Here is a 21,732-nt window from a genome sequence, read left to right as displayed (position 1 = left end):
TCTCCCGCAAGACGTTAGTGCCGTAAGACGCACAGGAGCAACGTAAGACCTCGAAGCGCGCGCTATTTTTTATACCAACAGATTGCGCGCTACCCCGAAACCTGAATCTATCGTAGGCGGCGAACAGGCCTTAGTAAATACGGGAAACCATGCCGCCCGCCGCCTGTGCCGCCTTCAATGACCGCCCGCTCCCGCCGCCGCGGCGGAACTGGAGCGATCCGGTTTCGTCACCCAGATCAACGGGATGATCAATACGAAGATCACCGCCGACAGCCAGAAAATATCGTTCAGTCCCAGCATGGCCGCCTGGGTATTCATCGAGCGTTCGAAGAACGCCATCGCCTGGGCCTGACCGCCGCCCAAAGTACTTTGCAGCGCATCCAGCGCGGCCGTGTAAGTTGGATTATTCACGCTCGTCTGCTCGGCCAGTTGCGCGTGATGCAGGATCGTCCGGTCGTTCCATCCCGTCGAGGCCAGCGACGTGCCGACCGCGCCGGCGAACACCCGCGCGAAGTTCGACAGACCGGCCGCGGCCGGAATCCGGTCGGGCCCGAGGCCGGACAGAATGATCGCGGTCAGCGGCACGAAGAAGAGCGCGGTCGGGATACCTTGCAACAGCGTCGGCAGGACCAGCGTCCACGTATCCACGCCGGTGGTGTAGTTCGAGCGCATGAAGAACACGCCGGCAAAGCCGACGAAGGCCAGCGTCGCGAGCACCCGCGCATCGGACTTCGGCATGATCTTCGCCATGACCGGCGCGAGAATGACGGCGAAGATGCCAAGCGGCGCGGTGGCCAGACCCGCGTCGACGGAACGGTAGTTCAGATACTCCTGCATCCACTGCGGCAACAGCACGAGGTTGGAGAAAAACACCGCGTACGCCACCGAAATCGCAATCGTGCCGCCGAGAAAATTTCGTTTGCCGAACAAGCGCAAATCGACGATCGGATTCTTTTCAGTCAACTCCCAGATCACGAAGAACGCGAAGCTGATCGCAGCGAACACGGTCAGGGTCACGATCACCGGCGAGTTGAACCAGTCGAGGTCCTTGCCCTTGTCGAGCATGATCTGCAACGAGCCGACCCATGCAATCAGCGAGAGCAGGCCGACCTTGTCGATCGGCAAGCGCTTCGTCGGGGTTTCGCGCGTGCGGTAGATCGCCCACGTCACGCCGGCCGCGAACAGGCCCACCGGAATGTTGATGTAGAAGATCCATGACCATGAGTAGCTGTCGGTAATCCAGCCGCCGAGCGCCGGGCCCGCAATCGGGCCGACGGTCGCGGTCATCGCCCACAAGGCGAGCGCGGTCGCGGATTTCTCTTTCGGATACGAGCCGAGCAGAATGGCTTGCGACAACGGGATCAACGGACCCGCCACCGCGCCCTGCAGAATCCGCGCCGCGAGCAGCACCGGCAGATTCGGCGCGATTCCGCACAGCCACGACGACAGCACGAACAACAGAATCGCCCAGACGAACAGCTTGATCTGCCCGACACGCTGCACGAGCCAGCCGGTCAACGGAATCGCAATGGCGTTGGCGGCGGCGAACAGCGTGATCACCCAGGTGCCCTCGTCCACCGACACGCCGAGATTGCCGGCGATCGTCGGAATCGCCACGTTCGCGATCGATGAGTCCAGCACGTTCATAAACGTGGCGAGCGCCACGGCGAGCGTCGCCAGCACCAGCTTGCCGCCGGTCAGCGGCGGCAGTGCGGCGGGCTGCGTCGATCCATTCATTTCATCACCTGTCGAGGAAGGCAAAACTATCTGACTTATCAGTTAAATGCGCAAAAAAAACGCCGCTAGGTGGTCGTGGCTTCAACCGGCCTTGCGCGCGGTGTTTTTCTGCGTGGGGCTCGCGGCCACCGCGTGCTTCGCCGGCATGTTCTGCTCGATGATCCGGGCGATCTCCGCGTCGGCTTCGTCGCCGTACCGTGCGAATACGTCGGTGTGATACGAGGTGTTGACCGCCGCGCCGAGTTGAGCGCCGGTTTCCTCGTGCGTGTCGACCTCGACCTGCATCGACAGCCCAATGCGCAGCGGGTGCGCGTTCAGTTCATTCTGATCGAGCAGGATCCGCGCCGGCAGACGCTGCACGACCTTGATCCAGTTGCCGGTGGCGTTCTGCGCGGGCAGTACGGCGAACGCCGAGCCCGTGCCCGCCGAGAAGCCTTCAACCCGGCCGTGATACTTGACGCTGGAGCCGTACACGTCAGCGGTGAGCGTGACGGGCTGGCCGATGCGCATGCGCCTCAACTGGCTTTCCTTGAAATTCGCGTCGACCCACACGCCGTCGAGCGGCACGATCGCCATCAACGGCGTGCCCGGCGCAACGCGCTGGCCGACCTGCACCGAACGGCGCGCGACGTAGCCGGTCACGGGCGCGGGCAAGGTGTTGCGCGCGTAGCTCAGGTAAGCGTCGCGCACTTTCGAGGCCGCGGCCTGCACGTTCGGGTGCTGTTCGATCGACGTGCGGTCGGTCAGCGCATGATTGGCCTCGGCCTGCTGACGCGCGGCGTCGAGCGCGGCCTGCGCGGAACTGACGGCGTCGCGGGCATGATCGATGTCCTCGCCGGACACCGCGCCTGTTTCGGCCACCGCCTGACGGCGCTTCAGGTCGTCGATGGCGCGGGCCAGATCCGATTGACGTTGCGCGACCGTCGCCGCGTAGAAATCGTTGTTCACATACAGGCCGCTGACCTGCCGCACGGTCTGGCCGAGTGTCGCTTCCGCGTTCGACAGCGCGACCTTCGCGTCAGCGTTATCCAGCGTGACGATCGGCGCGCCCTGCTTGACGATCTGCGTGTCGTCGGCGTTGACCGCGACCACCGTGCCGCTCACTTGCGGCGTCAGTTGCACGAGGTTGCCGCTCACGTAGGCGTCGTCGGTGGATTGGTAGTAGCGCCCGCTCGTGTAGTAGTACGCGCCGTAGCCCGCGCCGGCCAGCACGACGGTGGCGGCCAGCAGGGACAGCAGCAGCTTGCGCCTCGTGGGGGGCTGCGTTTGCAGGGGTTGGTCCGCGTCCGCCGTCTTGCGGCTGGTGTTGATCGTGTCGCTCATGATGTGGGTCCTGACAGTTTGGCAAGGTGTCGCGATGGCGCTTTAACGCGCGGCGGCGACGACGGGATTGGCCGAGGCGGCGGGAACGGCGGCGCCGCTGCTGGCGAGCGAAGCGGCGTTATCGACATAACCGCCGCCGAGCGCCGCGGCCAGCGCGATCTGCTGATCGCGCCGGCTCATCTTCAGATTCGCGACCTGCTGGTCGGCGGCGAGCGCCGTGGTGTCGGCGTTCAGCACCGTCAGCTGATTCGTGAGGCCGGCCTTGTATTGCACGAGCGCCAACTGATCGGCGTCGCGGGCGGCTTGCTGGGCGGCTTGCGCATCGGCGAGCTGCTCGTCCGTCGAACGGATTTGCGCGAGTTGCGTCGCGACTTCGGACAAGGCCGTGACCAGCGTCTGGTTATATGTGGCAACGGCGTAGTCGAAATCGGCGTAACGCCCTTTCAGTTGCGCGCGCAACTGACCGCCGTCGAAAATCGGCAAATGGATCGCGGGGCCGACCGACGCCGTGCGGCTCGCCGCCGTCAGGAAACGGCCGAAACCGAACGCGTCGAGACCGATCGCGGCGCTCAGGTTGATGTCGGGATAGAACTCGGCCTTGGCTTCCTTGACGTCGTGCGTGAGCGCGTCGACGCGCCATTTCGCCGCGACCAGGTCGGGGCGGCGGCTCACCAGATCGGCCGGCAGGTTGTCGGGCAGGCGCACTTCGTCGCCCACGCCGAGTGCCGGCCGCGCGATGGCGAGACCGCGGTCCGGTCCGGCGCCAAGCAAGGCGGCCAACTGATAGCGCGTCGTGACGATGCTGCCGTCGATGGACGCGAGCGTCGCGCGGCTGGTGGCGAGATTCGCCTGCGCGGTCTTGCGTTCCACTTGCGTGTCGAGGCCCGTTGCGATGCGCCCGGCGGTAATGCGGTCGATCTGTTCGCGCTGGGTGATTTCTTCCTGCGCGATGTCACGCAACGCATAGAGCCGCGCCAGCTGGTTGTAGTCGCGCGCCACGGCCGACGTGAGGGACAGCTTGACGACTTCCTCGTCCGCCTGGGTCGCCTGCAGCTGCGACAGCGACGCTTTCAGCGCTTCGCGATTCTTGCCCCACAGATCGAGATCGTAGGACGCGGACAGCAAGCCCTTGTTCTCCGTTTGCCACGACCCGCCGTACGGCGGCGGCACGAGCGCCGTGCCCGAATACTGCTGACGCGTCAGCGAATAGTCCGCGCCGACTTTCGGCAGCGTACTCGCCTTCGCCGTATCGCTGTACGCGGCGGCCGCCGCGACGCGGGCGCGCGCCTGCTCGACCGACGGATTGCCCTTCAGCGCTTCAGCGAGCAAGGCCTTCAGTTGTGCGTCGCCGAACTGGTCGGCCCAATCGGCGGCCGGCCAATGACCGTTGTCTCGCGGAATGCTTTGTTGAGTCGCGTAGGTCTGCGCTTGCGCCATCTGCTTGTCGCTCGAGATACCGGCGTAATTCGCGCAGGCGGACAGTACGGCCGCGAAGATCACCGTCACACCAGCCTTCGCGATCCGCGAGCCGGCTGTCCGTGGAATTAATTGTGGTTTCATTGTCTGACTTGTCAGATAAAAGGTTGAAAAAATTGCCGCGAGCATTCGCAGCATGTTTGGCTGGCCTCGCCTACTCCGCGAGAAACTTATTCAGCAGACGGCGCAATTCCTCGAATTCGGCTTTCGTAAACTTCTTTAGACGGCGGTTCAGCACCACCGGCGCGATCTCCGGAAGCCGCGCGGCGACCGCTTCGCCCTCTTCCGTCAGTTTCAGGTTGACGACGCGGCGGTCTTCGATGCTGCGCGAGCGTTCCAGCAAGCCCTTGATTTCCAGCTTGTCGAGCATGCGCGTCATCAAACCGGTGTCGATGCCGAGCAAGCGCGACAATTCGAACGGCGTGGTGGCGAAACCCCGGCGCATGGACAGCAGAATGCCCATCTGCTGACTGGTGATATCCAGATCCTTCAGCGCGGCGTCCATTTCGTTGATCAACAGGTTGCGTGCCTTGTTGATCAAGAAACCCACGCTCAGCGTCAGGCTGAAATTGTCCGGCGTGTAGTGCTTCATGCGTGCCCCCTCGTTCAGTGCGTTTAACTTTATCTGCAAAGTCAGATATCCGCAAGGATCGCTTCCGGCACATGACTGTTTCATTTATATGCCCTAGTCCGCTGCGTGTTGGCCACCGTGGGTGCGCGAAGTGGTCACCTTGAATTAGCGAAAATCGGTCATTTCGCAAAGCCATTCGAGCATTTAATCTGTTCTCACGCTAAACCACCCAGTCACTCACGGAAGGACGGAATTCATGAAGATCATGCACGTCGACGCCAGCGCCAAGCGCGAGCGATCCAACTCGCGCGCATTGAGCCGCTATTTTCTGGAACGCCTGCGCGAAGAAGGCGCGCAGGTCGAAGTCGATTATCTGGATGTCACGATCGACACCCCGCCGCACGTCAACGAGGCTTTCGCCATCGCCACGTACACGGCCGCGCAGGATCGCACGCCTGCCATGAAGGCGGCGCTGGCCGGTTCGGATGCGCTGTGCCAGCGCCTGCTCGACGCCGATGCGTTCGTCTTCGCCATGCCTATGTACAACTGGTCGATGCCCTCCGCGTTCAAGGCGTTTATCGACAGCATCACGCGTACGGGCCTGACCTATGTGAATGCGGACGACGGCCGCGTGGTCGGCCAGCTTTCACGTCAGAAAGTGCTCTTCATCACGAGCCGCGGCGCGGATTTGCGCGCGGGTTCGCCTTATGAAGGCATGGATGCGCTCACGCCTTCGCTGAGAGCCGCGTTCGGCTTCCTCGGCGTCGCCGATCCGACCTTTGTCGATGCCCAGCCGCTGCAGTTTGCCGTTCCCGAGGCGCGCACGGAGGCGCTTCAGCGCGCACGCGCCGAACTGGACGCGGTGGCGTCGAACTGGGCGTCGTCGTCAGCGGATTTGAGCAATGCAACCATTCACGCTTTGTCAGGAGTCACAGCATGATGATTCGCACACTGAGCGCGGCGGCCGTGCTCGTCGGCCTCTCCATTTTCGGGGTTGCCCAGCCCGCATTCGCCGCTGACGCGAGCGCGCCGCACGAGACGATCACGCCAGCGTTCACCGAGGCGATCGCCAACGTGCCGGGCAAGACGATGACGGCGCTCGTCGTCGACTATGCGCCCGGCGGCAAGTCGACGCCGCATCGGCACGGCCAGGCTTTCGTGGTCGGCTACGTGCTGTCGGGGGCGATCCGCAGCCGCGTGAACGACGGCGAAGAGCGCGTCTACCACGCGGGTGAGCATTGGACCGAGAAGCCCGGCGTGCATCACACCGTGAGCGAAAACGCGAGCGATGCCGAACCCGCCAGGCTGCTGGCGATTTTCGTGGCCGATACGAAAGACAAGAAGCTGGTTACGTTTGACAAGAAGTGAAACTGCATTGACGTCGACGCCTGACCGGGAAGCGGAGGAGCGCGGGAGTTCTTACGCCCGAGTTGCTTGCCGACTTCGCAGCGCCCCCGCCGCGCCTAAAACTTCGGATGACATTCGAAACTCATCGACGACCCATGCTCCGTCAACCCTTGCACGCCGCTGACGGTTTCCGTCACCACGCTGGCCTGCATGCCGCGACGCTCGCAGTAATCGCGCGCCTCGCTCATCGCATGCTCATGCGCGCGGGCCCACGCGAGGCGTCCGCCTGTCGCGCTGGCCGCGACCGTATAAGTATTAGCTTTGCCGGTGGCGACCACGTCGCTGGAACTGGCGCAGCCCACGAGACTCGCGCACGCCGCCACGGCCGCAATGAAGGCACGGGCGCGCCCTGACAATGCGTTTCGCGCCGCGAGCGCCCCGGATGCCTCGCCCCGTTCCGGGATGCGGCCTGAGACAGTGTTGAACATGTATCACCTGCAGAATTTTTGCGGATTAACCAATCATGAAATTATCCGCAATCACGCGTAAGAGATCAGCCTCACCACCCGAAAACACTGTTGCGCGCGCCCGAACAATCCCCGCCCGGCCCGCGCAAACGGCGCGGCACAGACGTTGCTGACGGGTTTCGTATGAGCGCATCGCGGCTCGCTTCACGGAGTGTGCAGACATGCCCGATCAACGACCTGTTCCACCGAGACCCGCCCTGCCGACCGACGCGCGCGGCGTGATCGGCAATATGAAGACCACGGCGCTCGTCTCGCTGCGCGGCTCGATCGACTTCATGTGCTTTCCGCGCATCGACTCGCCGGCGATTTTTGCCGGCCTGCTCGAGCCGTCGCGCGGCGGCGCTTTCTCGATCGAACCCGCGTTCGAAGGCGCCAACGTCAAGCAGATGTATCTGCCCGACACCAATGTCCTGCTGACCCGTTTCATGACGCCCGAGGGCGTCTGCGAACTGATGGACTTCATGCCGGTGCCCGAGGATGGCGGCAGCGCCGCTGCTGACGCGCCGCTACCCAACTGCGTGATCCGCGTCGTGCGGGTCGTGCACGGGCGCATGGCGTTCAGGATGCGTTGCGAGCCGCGCTTCGACTATGCACGCGGCGCCCACACGGCTCACATCGATAAAAACGGCGGCGTCGAATTTCACGCCGCCGCCAAAGCCGGCATTGAAAGCGGCATGCAACTGCGCCTGAACAGCACCGTGCCGCTCGCGCTCGACCACGGCGCCGCGCACGCGGAGTTCGAGCTGAGTCATGGCGAAACGGCCGGCTTCGCTTTCGGCGACGCCGATGGCTTGCGCGAAAAGGCGTTCGATTGCGAAGCGGCGCTGACCGATACGGTCCGCTACTGGCGAAGCTGGTCGGCGCAATCCACTTATCGCGGCCGCTACCGTGAGGTCGTGATGCGCTCGGCGCTGACCTTGAAGCTGCTCAGTTCCAGCGAGCATGGCGCGATCGTCGCCGCGCCGACCTTCGGGCTTCCCGAAGCGCTCGACGGTTCGCGCCGCTGGGACTACCGTTTCACATGGATTCGCGACGCCGCGTTCTCCGTGTACGCGCTGCTGCGTCTCGGCTATACCGGCGAAGCGCGGAATTTCATGACATGGATCGCCGGACGCAGCCGGCAATGCGACTCGGACGGCTCGCTGAACGTCATGTACACCGTCGACGGCAAGGAGCCGCCGGAAGAAACCGAAATCGCGGCGCTGTCGAACGACGATGGCGCTGCGGGCGTGCCGCTCGTCGGCAACGCCGCGCGCGATCAGATCCAGCTCGACGTATACGGCGCGCTGCTCGACGCGATCTATCTGTACAACAAGTACGGCGCCGCGATCTCGCACGACGGCTGGCGCGACGTCACGCGCACGGTCGACTATGTGGTCGAACACTGGCGCGAACCGGACCACGGCATCTGGGAGTTTCGCAACGGCCTGCGGCCCCTGCTCCATTCGCGGCTGATGTGCTGGGTCACGGTGGACCGCGCGCTGCGTCTGGCGGAAAAGCGTTCCCTGCCTGCCCCGCTCAAACGGTGGTTCGACACGCGCGACGCGATCCACGCCGACATTCACGAGCACTTCTGGAACGACAAACTGAACGCGTTCGTGCAGACGCCGGATTCGCAACGGCTCGATGCGTCCGCGTTGATGATGCCGCTCGTGCGCTTCATCGGCCCGACTGATCCGCGCTGGCTCGGCACGCTCGACGCGATCGGCAGCGAACTGAAAGTGGACCCGCTGATCTTCCGCTATACACGCGGCACGACGCTCGACGGTCTGCCCGGCATCGAAGGCGGCTTCAGCGCCTGTTCGTTCTGGTATGCGGAAGCGCTGGCGCGCGCCGGACGCGTGGACGAAGGCCGCCTCGTGTTCGAAAAGATGCTCGCGTACGCGAATCACGTCGGCCTGTTTTCCGAGGAAGTGGCCACCAGCGGCGAGGCGCTCGGCAATTTTCCGCAGGCGCTCACGCATCTCGCGCTGATCAGCGCCGCGTACCAGCTCGACCGCAATCTCGACAAGGTTCACGTTCCGTGGACCTGAGCACGCCGCATTGCGCACTGTGCAAAAACCTTCCGGAATCGGTTTTCAGCGTCTAGTCTGTAACGACATCATTTAAACCAGCCGGATGCTAAACCGGAGGAGACATCGATGGATCTCGAAGCACGCACCATGAAACGCGTAACGGTTCGGCTCGTGCCGTTCCTTATCCTGTGTTATTTCATTGCCTATCTCGACCGCGTCAACGTCGGCTTTGCGGCACTGCAGATGAACAAGGCGCTCGGCCTGTCCGCGAGTGCTTTCGGTTTCGGCGCCGGGATTTTCTTCATCGCGTATTTTTTCTTCGAAGTCCCATCTAATCTGCTGCTGGAGAAATTCGGCGCGCGCCGCTGGATCGCGCGGATCATGTTCACGTGGGGCATTCTCGCGGGCGCAATGGCGTATATCCCAGATATTGCGCGTTTCACGGGACTTTCTGCCGCGCACGTGTTTTACGGGCTGCGGATTCTGCTCGGCGTGGCGGAGGCGGGTTTCTTCCCGGGCATCATCTTCCTGCTCACGCTGTGGTTTCCCGCCGCGTATCGCGGTCGCGTAGTCGGCTATTTCATGGCGGCGATTCCGCTGTCCACGGTGATCGGCGGCCCGATTTCCGGCGCCTTGCTGTCGATGGACGGCTTCGCCGGACTGGCCGGCTGGCAGTGGGTCTATCTGATCGAGGCGGCGCCCGCGCTGGTGCTCGCCTTCGTCGTCCTCTCCTACCTCACCGACAAGCCCGCCGACGCCACCTGGCTCGCCGCCGACGAACGCGGCTGGCTGGTCGCACGCCAGACGCAGGAGCGCGCGCATCGCGAAGCGGTGCATAAGTTCAGCGTCAAAGAGGCGCTCTTCAACCCGCGCGTGCTCGCGGTCGCGCTGATCTATTTCGGTGCGAACGCAACCAACTACGGGCTGAGCTTCTTCCTGCCGCAGATCGTCAAATCGTTCGGGCTCACCAATCTGCAGACGGGCTTCGTGACGTCGCTGCCGTATATCGTCGGCGTGATCAGCATGGTTTTCTGGGGACGGCACTCGGACCGCAAGCTCGAACGCAAACGGCACGTGGCGATTGCGCTGCTGGTGGCGGCGGGCGGCATCGCGGCGGCCGCCGGGCTCGACAATCCGGTGCAGAAAATGATCGCGCTGTCGATTGCCGGCTTCGGCATCTTCGGTTGCCTGCCGGTGATCTGGACCTTGCCGGCGTCGTTCCTGTCGGGTGCGGCGGCAGCGGGCGGTATCGCCGCGGTCAATTCGCTCGGCAATCTGGCGGGTTTCTTTGGACCGTATGCGATGGGCTGGATCAAGGACAGCACCGGCGGCTTCGGCGCAGGTTTGCTGTGCCTGTCGGGCGCGGGGCTGGTCGGCGTCGCGGCCGTGCTGTTGCTGCACCACGATGCTTCGCTCGAAGCGGCGGCGGGGTTTTCGGATCCGGAGCCGACGGGGGCGACCGAGGCGGCAAGGTCGTAGCGGCGCTGGCCGACGCAGGCGAAGCGAGTCGCGTCAGGTCGCCGCGCCGGTGAAAAGCAATGCGTGGCTCAAGATGTATTTGTGGGAAGCGTCGCGCGAGCTGAGCCGTGCTTTGGAAAAAAACCACATGAGCGTGGCAGCGCCTGCGGAAAGCGCCGCGAATTCATCCGCTCCCGAGAAAAGCGCCGACCCGGCTCAGCCACGCAGCGCGGACTACACCGCATCGCTCACGGCGAGCCGCGCCCGCCCGCCGACGTCTCCGGCAACGCGTTAGCCGGGCTGCCGGCGTCCGGCGGCACCACGTCGTCGGGGGTCGGCGTCGGCGCCAGTGCCGGTTCACCGCCACCGCGCGCTTCACCGTCGACCGCCCCGCTCGCCGCCACCGGCGCTGAAGCTGGTGACGGCAGCATCGGCGGCTGCGGCAATCCCCGTGGCTCGGCCAAAGCCGCCGACGCCGACGGCGCGACTGCCGGTTGTTCCGGCGCGGCAGCCGGCGACCGGCGCGTCGTCCCGCGCTGCACCACCGGCGCCTCCGGCTTGCCCGGCGAGCCCGCGAACAGATTCTGGAACCATTCCCGCAACCTGCCCGAGCGTTCGGCGAACCAACCCGGCTGCTGGTCGGTGGCGAATTTGACGCGGCTATCGACCAGCCGCGAACGCTGCGCGCGCTGGAAGAAATCGCCGACGATCGGCAGCGCGCTGTGCGCCCCTTGGCCCCAGTAGTCGCTGCGCAAGGTCACGCGGCTGTCGTTGAAACCGACCCACGCGCCCGCCACGAGCTGCGGATGAATCAGGATGAACCAGCCGTCCGCATTGCCCTGCGTGGTGCCCGTCTTGCCCGCGACGTCGCCGCGCACGCCGAAGCGGCTGCGAATGCTCGAACCCGTGCCACGGTTCACCACGTCGCGCATGACGTCGATCAGCACACGGTCGGTGTCGGCGGGCAGTTCCTGTTTCGGCGACACCGGCGCGAACTCGGCCAGCACCTCGCCTTTGCGGTTCTCGATGCGTGTCACCATCACCGGCTCCACGTAGGCACCGAGGTTGGCGATCGTGCCGTAGGCCGACACCATTTCCTTCAGCGTGACAGGGCTCGTGCCGAGCGCGAGCGACGGCACCGGATCCAGTTCGCTGTCGCGCACGCCCATTGCGCGGGCCAATCTGGCAACCTTGTCCGGCCCGACCGTCTCCATCAGTTGCGCGGTAATGCGGTTGCGGGAGTATGCAAGGCCGTCGCGCAGGCTGATCTTGCGCTCGCTCGGCTCGTCCTCGTCGCTCGGACGCCAGATCTCGCCGCCTGCCAGCGGAATTTCCACGGGCTTATCGACGAAAGTGTCGGCGGGATTCGCGCCCGACTCGAAAGCCGCCGCGTAGACGAACGGCTTGAAGGTCGAGCCCGGCTGGCGCCGCGCCTGCTGGACATGGTCGAACGGGTCCTGGCTGAAATCGCGGCTGCCCACCCACGCGCGGATCTGGCCGTTGCGCGGGTCCATGGCGAGAAAATCCGCCTGCACCCGCGTTTTGGACTCGCACACCGACTTCACGAGATTGCGGTCGGACGAGACGCGCTTGAGCGCGTCGTCATCGGTCAGGCCGGCGTCTTTGGCGGCGCGGTAGTCGGGCGTTTCGCGCAGGAAGGTCTGCAGCAGATCGCGGCCGTTCGAACAGCCCGCGCGGCTGCCCCACGCCGCATTGGCGATGCCCTGCAACTGGTTGCCCTGCAAGGTCACGGCCTGAGTCGCCATGGTCTGCAGACGCGAATCGATGGTGGTGCGCACCACCAGCCCGTCGGCATACATGTTGTAGTCGTTCCGGTCCGCCCACGACGCCAGCCACTTGCGCAGTTGCTGCGCGAAATGCGGCGCGGGGCCGGGCGGCTCGGTCTGGCGCTCGAAATCGATGCGCAGCGACCGGCGGCTCAACGTCGCGTAGGCGGCCGGCGTCAGTTTGCCGTACTTGACCATCTGGCCAAGCACCGTATTGCGCCGCTGCAGCGCGCGCTCGGGGTTCAGCACGGGGTTGTAGTAGCTGTTGCCCTTGAGCATGCCGGTGAGCGTCGCGCTTTCCAGCACGTTCAGGTCGGAAGCCGATTTGTCGAAATAGGTGCGCGCCGCCATCTCGATGCCATAGGCGTTGTAGAGGAACGGCACCGTGTTCAGGTAGGTCTCGAGAATCTCGTCCTTGCTGTAGAGCGCCTCGATCTTGAAGGCCGTGATCGCTTCCTTCAGCTTGCGCGTGAGCGTCGGCGCGCGGCCGATTTCGTCGGGATAGAGATTGCGGGCGAGTTGTTGCGTGATGGTCGAGCCGCCCTGCCGGTCGCCGGAAAACGTATGCAGCGCGGCCGAGGCCGTGCGCCGCCAGTCGAGGCCCCAATGCTCGTAGAAGCGATGATCTTCGGTGGCGATCAGCGCATTCACCACGTTCGGCGAGATGTCCTTGAGCTTGACCCACTCGCGGTTGGACGGCTTGAATTCGGCCAGCAGCTTGCCGTCCGCCGAGAGGATCTGCGCCGGCTGCTCGATCTTGGCCTTGCGGATGTCGCCGATGCCCGGTGTGAACGGAATCAGGATCAGCACGTACAGCACCAGCAACAGCGGAAGCGCCGCGCAAGCCTTCAGCACGCCACGGCGCGTCGGGTGCCGCAGGTGCCACAGAGCCTGGGCGACGAGCGGGTTGGCGAGGGTCAGCCCTTTATCGAGGGCCGCCAGAAATGAGGGGATGAGGCGCTTCACACTAGCCAATCGTCGGACGGGAAAGGCGCAATCCTACCAAGTCGCGCGGCGGCGGCCGATTTTTTGCCCACGGCGCGCGGCCGGAGCGCAGCCAGAAGCCAAAGCGCCGCGGCGCGCCCGCAACCATCGCGGCCCACTACGCGGCCCACTATAATGTCGCCAATTCCGACAAGAGGTGCTTCATGATCATCAAACCGCGCGTGCGTGGCTTCATCTGTGTTTCCACCCATCCGACCGGCTGCGAAGCCAACGTCCGCGAACAGATCGACTACGTCAAGGCACGCGGCCCCATCGCCAACGGCCCGAAGAAAGTGCTGGTGATCGGCGCATCTACGGGCTACGGCCTCGCCGCCCGCATCAGCGCGGCGTTCGGCTCGGACGCCGCCACGCTCGGCGTGTTCTTCGAGCGCGCCGGCAGCGAAACCAAGGCCGGCACGGCCGGCTGGTACAACACCGCCGCCTTCGAGAAATTCGCCACGGAAACGGGCCTGTACGCGACCAGCATCAACGGCGACGCCTTCTCCGATGAAGTCAAAGCACGCACCATCGAAGTCATCAAGCGCGATCTGGGTCAGGTCGATCTGGTCGTCTACAGCCTTGCCGCGCCCAAGCGCACGCATCCGAAGAGCGGCGAAGTGTTCAGCTCGACGCTCAAGCCGGTCGGCAAGGCGGTGAATCTGCGCGGCATCGACACGGACAAGGAAGTCATCAAGGAAACCGTGCTCGAACCCGCCAGCCAGAAGGAAATCGACGACACCGTCGCGGTGATGGGCGGCGAAGACTGGCAGATGTGGATCGACGCCCTGCTCGAAGCCGGCGTGCTCGCGGACGGCGCGAAGACCACCGCGTTCACCTACCTCGGCGAGAAGATCACACACGACATTTACTGGAACGGCTCGATCGGCGCGGCCAAGAAGGACCTCGACCAGAAAGTGCTGGGCATTCGCGAAAAGCTGGCGCCCAAGGGCGGCGATGCGCGCGTCTCCGTGCTGAAGGCGGTCGTCACGCAAGCAAGTTCCGCGATCCCGATGATGCCGCTGTATCTGTCGCTGCTCTTCAAGGTCATGAAGGAGAAAGGCACGCACGAAGGCTGCATCGAGCAGGTCTACGGCCTGTACAAGGACAGCCTGTACGGCGCGGCGCCGCACATCGACGAAGAAGGCCGTCTGCGCGCCGACTACAAGGAGCTCGACCCCGAGGTGCAGAACCGCGTGCAGGAACTGTGGACCCAGGTGACCAACGACAATATCTACGAACTCACCGACTTCAGCGGCTACAAGACGGATTTCCTGCGTCTGTTCGGCTTCGAGATCGCGGGCGTGGATTACGAAGCGGACGTCAATCCGGACGTGCAGATTCCGAAGCTCGTGCAGGTTTGACGAAACGCGGGGCCTTGAGTGGCCCCGCTTCGGGCTCGCACCGGTTATCCCGCGTTGCTGCCGCTCACCGGCAAGCGGCGCTCCTCCAAATGTGCTTCAGCAGGGAAACGCCGCCTGAAGCGAACGGAGAATTGCGAGGCCGACCGGAAAATCGTCCGACAGGCCCGGGTGGTTGGTGAAGAACGTGTCGAGCAACGGATAGACGTTCTGGTTGCCGATGGCGAGATTTTGCGGCGGACAGAAGAGCGGCGGCTTCTTCTTCGACACCAGTTCGCCGTTCGCCCAGCCGAACGCGTTGATCGTGCCGGTAATGTACGCGGCGTAGATCGAGTTGTTATCGGCATGCGCCCATTGTTTGTACTGCGCCGCCGTCATCTCGGCGCTCGCATTCAGAGTGAAACACGCGGCCAGCAACGCCAGCGCAACTTTCGATACCCGCATCATGGAACCTTCAATCGGTGTCGCAAAAGTGGCCATTGTAGGCGAGTCGGGGCGCGCCGCGCAGCAGCGCGTGCATGCTCGGGAATCCGTAAGCATTGCGCACGGATTGTTGTAAGGCGAGGGAGATTGCGCAGGCGTTACGGCGTACCGTTGCGACAATACATCCGGTAGCCTTCGCGCGTGGCGAGACGCGTCATATATGCGTCAACCGCCGGCAAATCGCTGTGCTGCAGCGGTGTTTCCAGCCAGCGGTTGATGGACAGCGCGAGCGGAATGTCCGCAAGCGAAAACGCGTCTCCGGCGATGAACGCGCCGGTTTTCCGCAACTGTCCTTCGATTATGGCCATGTGCCTCGCCCAATTCGCGCAAGACAGCTCTATCTGCCGCGGATCCTGGTGTGCCGGAGAATGCCGGACCAGCGCCAGAAAGACATAGCTCCAGGAACGGTTCAATTCGCTCACCTGCCAGTCGATCCATTGATCGCAGCGGGCGCGCTCGCATGGATCGAGCGGATATAGCCACTCGCCTCGATAGCGGCCGGCCAGATAGCGGATGATCGAATTCGACTCCCACAGCACGAACTCGCCGTCCTTGATGACGGGCACCATGGCGTTGGGGTTCAGCGCGAGAAATTCCGGTACGTCGGTCGCGTGAAATCCGGAGCCCCAGTCTTGCTGTTCGAATGGAAGCGCGAGTTCGGCGCAGGTCCACAAGACTTTGCGGACGTTGATGGATGAGGTCTTGCCGAGTATCTGTAGCATGGGCTCAAAGCGTATCGACGGCTCGATGGAACGGACAGACACAGTTTGCGCCACGCGCGCCGGGCCAGCTCCGCTCAGTGCGAGGCGACGAAGACGGTACCCGGCGCGGGCGGCGGCACGGCGAAGGATTTGCGCATCCGTTCAGCCTCTTCGACCGGACTGCGGCCGAACAGGCGCTTGAATTCGCGGCTGAATTGCGAAGCGCTTTCATAGCCCACCTGCACGCACGCGTGCGCCGCCGTCACCTCGTTTCTCACCATCAGCAGGCGCGCCTGATGAAGCCGTGTCGACTTCAGATATTGCATCGGCGACGTGCGCGTCACCGCCTTGAAGTGCGAGTGGAAGCTGGGCACGCTCATGTTCGCTTCCAGCGCGAGCTGCCCGATGTCGAGCGGTTCGCGATAGCACGCGTGAATCTTGCGGATCACTCTGGCGATCCGCGCGAACTGGCCTTGCGCGGTCAGCGCGGCGCGCATCGATCCGCCCTGCTCGCCGGTCAGCACGTGGAAGTAGATTTCGCGCACCAATGCTGGTCCGAGTAGTTCGGCCTCGAGCGGCACGCTCATCGCCTCCAGAAAGCGCAATACCGAAGCGCTCAGTTTCGCGTCGAGCGGCGTCGACATCATGCCGCGCGGTTCGGCCGGCACGCGCGCGTCCCGCTCGTCCAGTTGCAGCATCAGGTCCGCGGCGACTTTGAAGTCGAGGCGGAAATAGATGGCGAGCAAGGGCTTGGCCTCGCTCGCTTCGGTTTCCATCGAGAACGGCACCGGCACAGAGACGGCCAGATAGTGCTGCGCGTCGTACACGTAGACCGTCTCGCCGAGAAAGCCCCGCTTGCGCCCCTGGCAGACGATCACGACGCCCGGGTCGTACAGCACCGGGGTGCGGCTCAGCGGCCGGTTCGACCGCAGAAAGCGCACGTCGGGCAGCACGGTGAGGTTGTAGCCTTCCAGCGGCGCGAGATTTTCGAGCAAGGCCACCATGCGTTGCCGCGCGCCCGGATCCTGATGTTTGTGCTTCATTGCAGGCCCCGTCGACATGGTTAAGCAGGTTGCACTGTGCCACCGCGGCGCCGAAAAATCCATCCGTTCATAGGATTAGGCAATCAACGCAGACGAGCCGGCATTCGCGCCCGGCCCCGCCGCTCCTACCATTCAGTTCTGGGCCGTTTCCGTCGATGCCCCGCGTTTTCGCCCGAAAGCGCCATGTGATGACGGACAAAATCAAGGAGTGAATCACCATGAGCAAAACGTTTCTGATCACCGGCGTCAGTTCCGGCTTCGGCCGCGCCTTCGCGCAGGCGGCGCTCGACGCGGGCCATACCGTTGTCGGCACGGTGCGCAATGAGGCCGCGCGCGATGCGTTCACGGCGTTGGCGGCCGAACGGGCGCACGCGGTCGTGCTCGACGTCACGGATTTCGAGGCGATTACGCCCGCTATCGCCGCGATCACCCACCGCGTCGGCCCGATCGACGTCCTCGTCAACAACGCCGGCTACGGACACGAGGGCACGCTGGAAGAGTCGCCGCTCGACGATCTGCGCCGTCAATTCGACGTCAACGTGTTCGGCGCGGTGGCGATGATCAAGGCCGTGCTGCCCGCCATGCGCGAGCGGCGCTCGGGCCACATCGTCAACATCACGTCGATGGGCGGCTTCATCACGATGCCCGGCATTGCGTACTACTGCGGCAGCAAGTTCGCGCTCGAAGGCATCACCGACACGCTCGCCAAAGAAGTGGCGGGCTTCGGCATCAAGGTCACCGCCGTCGCGCCCGGCTCGTTCCGCACGGATTGGGCCGGCCGCTCGATGATCCGCGCGGGCCGCAGCATCGCCGACTATGACGCCTTGTTCGACCCGATCCGCGAAGCACGCGAGGCAAAGAGCGGCAAGCAGGCGGGCGATCCGCGCAAGGCGGCGCAGGCGCTGCTGGAAATCGTCGCGGCAAAGAATCCGCCCGTGCATCTGCTGCTCGGCAACGATGCGCTCGACCTGGTGAAGACGAAGCTGGCGGCGCTGAACGAGGAAATCGAAACGTGGGAGGCGTTGTCGCGCTCGACTGACTTCGCCTGAAGCAATAACTCAATTTGAGCTTGCGAATTGTGAGGCGAACGCGTGCCCCGAAACGGAACAACGCCCGTCCGCAAAAAAGCGCGTTGAGTGGGGCACTCGGCCGTCCGTCGTCAACGCTCAACGGCAGGACGGCCGGCATGCGGCGGCCGATCGAGCGCAATATGGTGGGGCCGGCGGCGAGGTGGTGGCGAACGCATCTCCCCGAACTGCTCAGCCGATGCCGTGCGTGATTGAACCTTAATCCGCCAACCTTTTATCCGACAAAGCATTCTGACAATCGGCAATGACTTGCCGAACGAGCCGGGCCTGAGGATCGAGTTCATCCGTATCGAGAATCTCCTCGACCGCATCTCTCGCCCAGTCCGCCTCGACAAACCGCGCGTGGCGCCGCGCGATCTCCACCGCGGTAGCGGTCAGCTTGGCGACCGTCAGCCAGTCGGCCTCCCGCGCCCGGCGGTCGAGCCACTTGTGCGCGGCTTGCACGTGGAACGCCGCGTCGGGCCAGTCCTCATTCAGGTAATAAGCGCCAAGACTGCCGCATGTGAGCCAGCACAACAGCTCCAGACGGTCCCGTGGACTCAGATGATGGCGTACATCACTCATGGCGACGCTCGCTGCGGTGGATTGCGTTCCGGTGAGGACGGCGTGTCGCCGGCCTCCGCTTCGATAGAACAATATCACGCAGAATTCAAGCGCGGCAATTCCTGAGTACCCTGGCGCGGCGGCGCCACGTTGGCACGGCAGCCGGCCCGCGGGCCGCATCACGCCTCGCTCGCGAGCCCGCGCCGCTAGCGCGTGGCGACGATGAACAGGCGCGGAAACGGCAGCAGCACTGTGCCGTCGGCGAGCGCCGGATAAGCCGCGGCAATCGCCTCGCGGTAACGCCCGAGGAAAGCGGCTTGCTCCGCGTCGTCGAGTTCGGCGAGAAACGGCCGCAGCGCGCTGCCCTTGAACCATTCGACCACGGCGTCCGCGCCACCCGCGAGCGGGTGGTGATAGACGGTGCGCCACACGTCGACCCGCGCGCACAGCGGTTCGAGCAAGGCGTAATACCACTGTGCGCCGTAGCGCATGGTGCGCTCGACACCTTTGAGCTTGTGCGCCCACGGACCATCGGCGGCAATCTCGCGCAGCAGGCGGTGCGCCGGTTCGTCAAGATTGTCCGGCATCTGCACGGCGAGACTGCCGCCCGGCGAGAGCTTGCCGACGAGCGACGGAAACAGCCGCTCGTGGTCGGGCACCCACTGCAGCACCGCATTGGCGAGGATCAGGTCGTAGGGTCCGGGCGCGGCCCACGTGGCAATGTCGCTCACGTCGAAGCGAAATTGCGGCAGTCGCTGGCGGGCCGCCGCGATCATGTCGGGCGAACTGTCCATGCCGCTGACCGCCGCTCCCGGCACGCGCGCCGCGAGTGTCTCGGTCGAGTTGCCGGGTCCGCAGCCGATGTCCACCGCGGTCTTCACATTCGCCGTCGGCACAGCCGCCAGCAGATCCCTGACCGGACGCGTGCGCTCGTTTTCGAACATCACGTACTGCTTCGCGTGCCAATCCTTCTTCGACGTCATCTGGGACTCCTTGTGTTCAGGGTGGCCGGATCGGTGACCGTCGATCTGAACCGCGCGGCATTCCAACCGATCCAATCCGCCCATTCTCGGCGGCGCGACGTGCGGAGTAAAATGAATTTATCACTCCGATTCCTCAATTTTACTGATGAAAATCGACACGCTCGGCGTTCAGGCGTTCGTCGCCATCGCGGATCGCGGCAGCTTCCAGAGTGCTGCCGATTCGCTGCACGTCACGCAGACGGCCATCACGCAGCGTCTGCGCAAGCTCGAAACCTATCTCGGCGTCGCGCTGATCGAGCGGACCACGCGTTCCATGGCGCTCACCGAAATCGGGCGCGGTTTTCTGCCGCAAGCACGCCGCTTGCTCGGCGAACTCGCCGATGCGCTGGTCGAAATCCGCGAGACGGGCGTGGCGCGCTGCGGCGATGCGTCCATAGCTTGTGTGCCGACGGTTGGCGTGCAGTATCTGCCGCGTATTTTGCAGGCGTATTCGGCGCGTTATCCGCATAACCGCATCCGGATTCTCGATCACGCGTCGTCCGCGGTGGAAGCGGCCGTGCTGCGCCGCGAAGTCGAATTCGGCATCAATATCGCGGGCGAGCATCATCCCGATCTGGCGAGCGTGCCGCTCACGGAGGACCGCTACGTTTTGATTTGCCACGAGGATCATCCATTGGCAAAGCGGCGCCGCATCGCCTGGCAGCAGTTGCAATCGTATCCGCTGATCTTTGCCGGCGAGGTGAGCGGCAACCGTGCGTTACTGGATGTCGCGCTGGCGCCGAGCCACCTGGCGCTGCGCTCGTTCTACGAAGTGCAGCGCAGCTCGACGGCTGTCGGGCTGGTCGCCCAGGGTGTGGGCGCGGCGGTGGTGCCGGCGCTTGCGTTGCAGAAAGGCGCGTATCCGACGGTGCGCATTGTCGAACTCACGCAGCCCACCGTGTCGCGCACACTCGTGCTCGTGGCGCGCAAGACCGCGCAGTTGTCACCTGCCGCGCAGGCGCTCTACGACATGATTCTCGAGCAGGCGACGTTCAAAGCGTGATGTCAAAAGTTATGCCGCAAGCCCAACACCACCGAAACCTGCCGATCCGTATCCGAATTCACCACGTTCGGAATCTGCGCCAGGTTCTCGCTCGCCCCGGTCGCCGGATCAACCCCTAATCCGGCACCGGAAGATTTCTGCCCAATTGCCACGGCATAAACGGCAGTCCGTTTGGACAAGCTATACACCGCGCCGAGATTGATCTGATGCACGCGGGTTGAGCCACTGCCACTCGGTTTGACGTCGTTGAAGATATAGGCGAACCCAAGCTGCAAATCCGGCGCAAGCGCATAGGTAGTGTTCAATTCGGCGATATCGAATGAAACGTCAGTGCCGGCCGGCCGCGCCGCGCTCGCAAAGTACTGGCTCTGCGACAGCCGCGTATGCGTATAAGTCACCGCCACGTTCGCCTTGCCGAACGAATACGAACCCCCTGCCCCGAAAATCCGCAACTTGCTTGCATCCTGCAGCAGACAGTACGACGCGTCCGCGTTCGCACAACTGAAGTCGCCGATATAGCCACTCGTGCCACCCAGCGCTGCCTGCAACGGCTGATTCAACTCCAGATACCCCGCGCTCAACGACAGCGGCCCCTGCGCGTAATTCGCCGCCAGCGCCCAGCCCTTGTTCTGCGAAAAATTCCCCGCTACACCGCCGAGGCTGAACAATCCCCCCAGCGTGAATCCGCCGAAGCTCGGACTGATGTACTTGATCGAATTGTTGAAGTTGAACGCCTCGTTCAGGTTATCGACGTCGCCGAAATGCGAGCCGTACAGCGTCGCCCAGTTATTACTCGATGCATACGCACCCATGTAATCCGAGAACGGATCGTATTGACGGCCGAACGTCAGCGCGCCATACGTCGCGTTGTTCACACCGACCCACGCATTGCGATTGAACAGCGTATTCGATTGCAGCATCGCGCCGCTGCCGATCAGAAAACTGTTCTCCAACGCAAAGTTGACCGTCGTGCCTGCGCCGATATCTTCCGTGCCCATCAAGCCCCAGCGCGACGGCACCAGATTGCCGCCGCCGAGTTGATAGTTCGCGTGTCCGTTGGTGCTGCCGTTGGCGAGCGTCGTCTGCTGGTTGCTCGTGTAGATGAGGCCGGCGTCGACGGTGCCGTAAAGCGTCACCGAAGATTGCGCGTGCGCGCCCATCGAAAGGCCGAACGCGGCCAGCGCAAGCGCCGAGCGCTTGACGAAAGTGTCTGCCATGATTGTCTTGTCGAGAAGTGAGGTAGGTGGTTGTCGCGCCGGGTTGGCG

19 protein-coding genes are annotated in these 21,732 nt (G+C 64.0%); 7 read left to right on the top strand and 12 right to left on the bottom strand.

The window, feature by feature from the left end; translation table 11 throughout:
- Positions 1-174 precede the first annotated feature (174 nt).
- The 4 genes from B0G73_RS12965 to B0G73_RS12950 all read right to left on the bottom strand — a co-directional run bounded on the left by B0G73_RS12965 (position 175) and on the right by B0G73_RS12950 (position 5,128).
- Positions 175-1,737: a DHA2 family efflux MFS transporter permease subunit gene (locus B0G73_RS12965; RefSeq protein WP_106281249.1), complete on the bottom strand. Its 1,563-nt coding sequence runs from the start codon at positions 1,735-1,737 to the stop codon at positions 175-177.
- Between the two features lie 81 nt (positions 1,738-1,818).
- Complete coding sequence (locus B0G73_RS12960; RefSeq protein ID WP_106281247.1) at positions 1,819-3,060, bottom strand: HlyD family efflux transporter periplasmic adaptor subunit; 1,242 nt, start codon at positions 3,058-3,060, stop codon at positions 1,819-1,821.
- A 42-nt stretch (positions 3,061-3,102) separates the two neighbouring features.
- Positions 3,103-4,620 (bottom strand): efflux transporter outer membrane subunit, encoded by a 1,518-nt coding sequence (locus B0G73_RS12955; protein ID WP_106281437.1) that lies wholly within the window; start codon positions 4,618-4,620, stop codon positions 3,103-3,105.
- 70 nt (positions 4,621-4,690) lie between these two features.
- Positions 4,691-5,128, bottom strand: coding sequence for a MarR family winged helix-turn-helix transcriptional regulator (locus B0G73_RS12950; protein WP_106281245.1), 438 nt, complete (start codon positions 5,126-5,128; stop codon positions 4,691-4,693).
- A 235-nt stretch (positions 5,129-5,363) separates the two neighbouring features.
- Here B0G73_RS12950 and B0G73_RS12945 point away from each other — a divergent pair, with 235 nt between their 5' ends.
- Together B0G73_RS12945 and B0G73_RS12940 are read left to right on the top strand one after the other, a co-directional pair.
- Positions 5,364-6,047, top strand: a complete 684-nt coding sequence (locus B0G73_RS12945) for an FMN-dependent NADH-azoreductase (protein WP_106281243.1) — start codon at positions 5,364-5,366, stop codon at positions 6,045-6,047.
- Complete coding sequence (locus tag B0G73_RS12940; protein WP_106281242.1) at positions 6,044-6,475, top strand: cupin domain-containing protein; 432 nt, start codon at positions 6,044-6,046, stop codon at positions 6,473-6,475. Before B0G73_RS12945 ends, B0G73_RS12940 begins: the two co-directional genes overlap by 4 nt.
- 95 nt (positions 6,476-6,570) lie before the next feature.
- On the opposite strand, the gene B0G73_RS12935 is transcribed toward B0G73_RS12940, so the two are convergent.
- Positions 6,571-6,942 (bottom strand): hypothetical protein, encoded by a 372-nt coding sequence (locus B0G73_RS12935; protein WP_106281240.1) that lies wholly within the window; start codon positions 6,940-6,942, stop codon positions 6,571-6,573.
- A 200-nt stretch (positions 6,943-7,142) separates the two neighbouring features.
- On the opposite strand from B0G73_RS12935, the gene B0G73_RS12930 reads away from it, so the two are divergent.
- Together B0G73_RS12930 and B0G73_RS12925 are read left to right on the top strand one after the other, a co-directional pair.
- The gene (locus tag B0G73_RS12930; protein WP_106281238.1) at positions 7,143-9,014 is read left to right on the top strand and encodes a glycoside hydrolase family 15 protein; all 1,872 of its coding nucleotides are present in this window, start codon (positions 7,143-7,145) and stop codon (positions 9,012-9,014) included.
- Between the two features lie 108 nt (positions 9,015-9,122).
- Entirely contained in the window at positions 9,123-10,475 is a 1,353-nt protein-coding gene (locus B0G73_RS12925; protein ID WP_106281237.1) for an MFS transporter, read from the top strand.
- Positions 10,476-10,702: 227 nt separating this feature from the next.
- On the opposite strand, the gene B0G73_RS12920 is transcribed toward B0G73_RS12925, so the two are convergent.
- Positions 10,703-13,207 (bottom strand): penicillin-binding protein 1A, encoded by a 2,505-nt coding sequence (locus B0G73_RS12920; RefSeq protein ID WP_106281235.1) that lies wholly within the window; start codon positions 13,205-13,207, stop codon positions 10,703-10,705.
- Between the two features lie 182 nt (positions 13,208-13,389).
- On the opposite strand from B0G73_RS12920, the gene fabV reads away from it, so the two are divergent.
- Positions 13,390-14,586: an enoyl-ACP reductase FabV gene (gene fabV, locus B0G73_RS12915; protein ID WP_106281233.1), complete on the top strand. Its 1,197-nt coding sequence runs from the start codon at positions 13,390-13,392 to the stop codon at positions 14,584-14,586.
- A 96-nt stretch (positions 14,587-14,682) separates the two neighbouring features.
- Here the strand turns inward: fabV and B0G73_RS12910 are convergent, their stop codons facing one another.
- The 3 genes from B0G73_RS12910 to B0G73_RS12900 form a co-directional block, all read right to left on the bottom strand.
- Positions 14,683-15,030 (bottom strand): hypothetical protein, encoded by a 348-nt coding sequence (locus B0G73_RS12910; RefSeq protein ID WP_241974594.1) that lies wholly within the window; start codon positions 15,028-15,030, stop codon positions 14,683-14,685.
- A gap of 134 nt (positions 15,031-15,164) precedes the next feature.
- Positions 15,165-15,788 carry a glutathione S-transferase family protein gene (locus tag B0G73_RS12905; protein ID WP_106281231.1) on the bottom strand — a complete coding sequence of 208 codons (624 nt, stop codon included), beginning with the start codon at positions 15,786-15,788 and terminating at the stop codon, positions 15,165-15,167.
- Between the two features lie 74 nt (positions 15,789-15,862).
- Positions 15,863-16,810 (bottom strand): AraC family transcriptional regulator, encoded by a 948-nt coding sequence (locus B0G73_RS12900; protein ID WP_106281230.1) that lies wholly within the window; start codon positions 16,808-16,810, stop codon positions 15,863-15,865.
- 218 nt (positions 16,811-17,028) lie between these two features.
- Here B0G73_RS12900 and B0G73_RS12895 point away from each other — a divergent pair, with 218 nt between their 5' ends.
- Complete coding sequence (locus tag B0G73_RS12895) at positions 17,029-17,859, top strand: oxidoreductase (RefSeq protein WP_106281228.1); 831 nt, start codon at positions 17,029-17,031, stop codon at positions 17,857-17,859.
- A 237-nt stretch (positions 17,860-18,096) separates the two neighbouring features.
- Here B0G73_RS12895 and B0G73_RS12890 read toward each other — a convergent pair whose 3' ends face one another.
- Together B0G73_RS12890 and tam are read right to left on the bottom strand one after the other, a co-directional pair.
- A complete protein-coding gene (locus B0G73_RS12890) occupies positions 18,097-18,462 on the bottom strand; it encodes a hypothetical protein (protein WP_106281226.1) in 366 nt (121 codons plus the stop codon).
- Positions 18,463-18,647: 185 nt separating this feature from the next.
- A complete protein-coding gene (gene tam, locus B0G73_RS12885; RefSeq protein WP_106281224.1) occupies positions 18,648-19,424 on the bottom strand; it encodes a trans-aconitate 2-methyltransferase in 777 nt (258 codons plus the stop codon).
- A 145-nt stretch (positions 19,425-19,569) separates the two neighbouring features.
- Between tam and B0G73_RS12880 the strand changes: the two genes are divergently transcribed.
- Positions 19,570-20,466 (top strand): LysR family transcriptional regulator, encoded by an 897-nt coding sequence (locus B0G73_RS12880; RefSeq protein WP_106281222.1) that lies wholly within the window; start codon positions 19,570-19,572, stop codon positions 20,464-20,466.
- A gap of 2 nt (positions 20,467-20,468) precedes the next feature.
- Here the strand turns inward: B0G73_RS12880 and B0G73_RS12875 are convergent, their stop codons facing one another.
- Positions 20,469-21,683 (bottom strand): porin, encoded by a 1,215-nt coding sequence (locus tag B0G73_RS12875; RefSeq protein WP_106281220.1) that lies wholly within the window; start codon positions 21,681-21,683, stop codon positions 20,469-20,471.
- Positions 21,684-21,732: the final 49 nt, after the last annotated feature.

This window comes from Paraburkholderia sp. BL25I1N1, from assembly GCF_003002025.1.
Lineage (GTDB): Bacteria > Pseudomonadota > Gammaproteobacteria > Burkholderiales > Burkholderiaceae > Paraburkholderia.
Note: the sequence above shows the minus strand (reverse complement) of the source record. Positions and strands in the feature narration are given on the sequence as shown.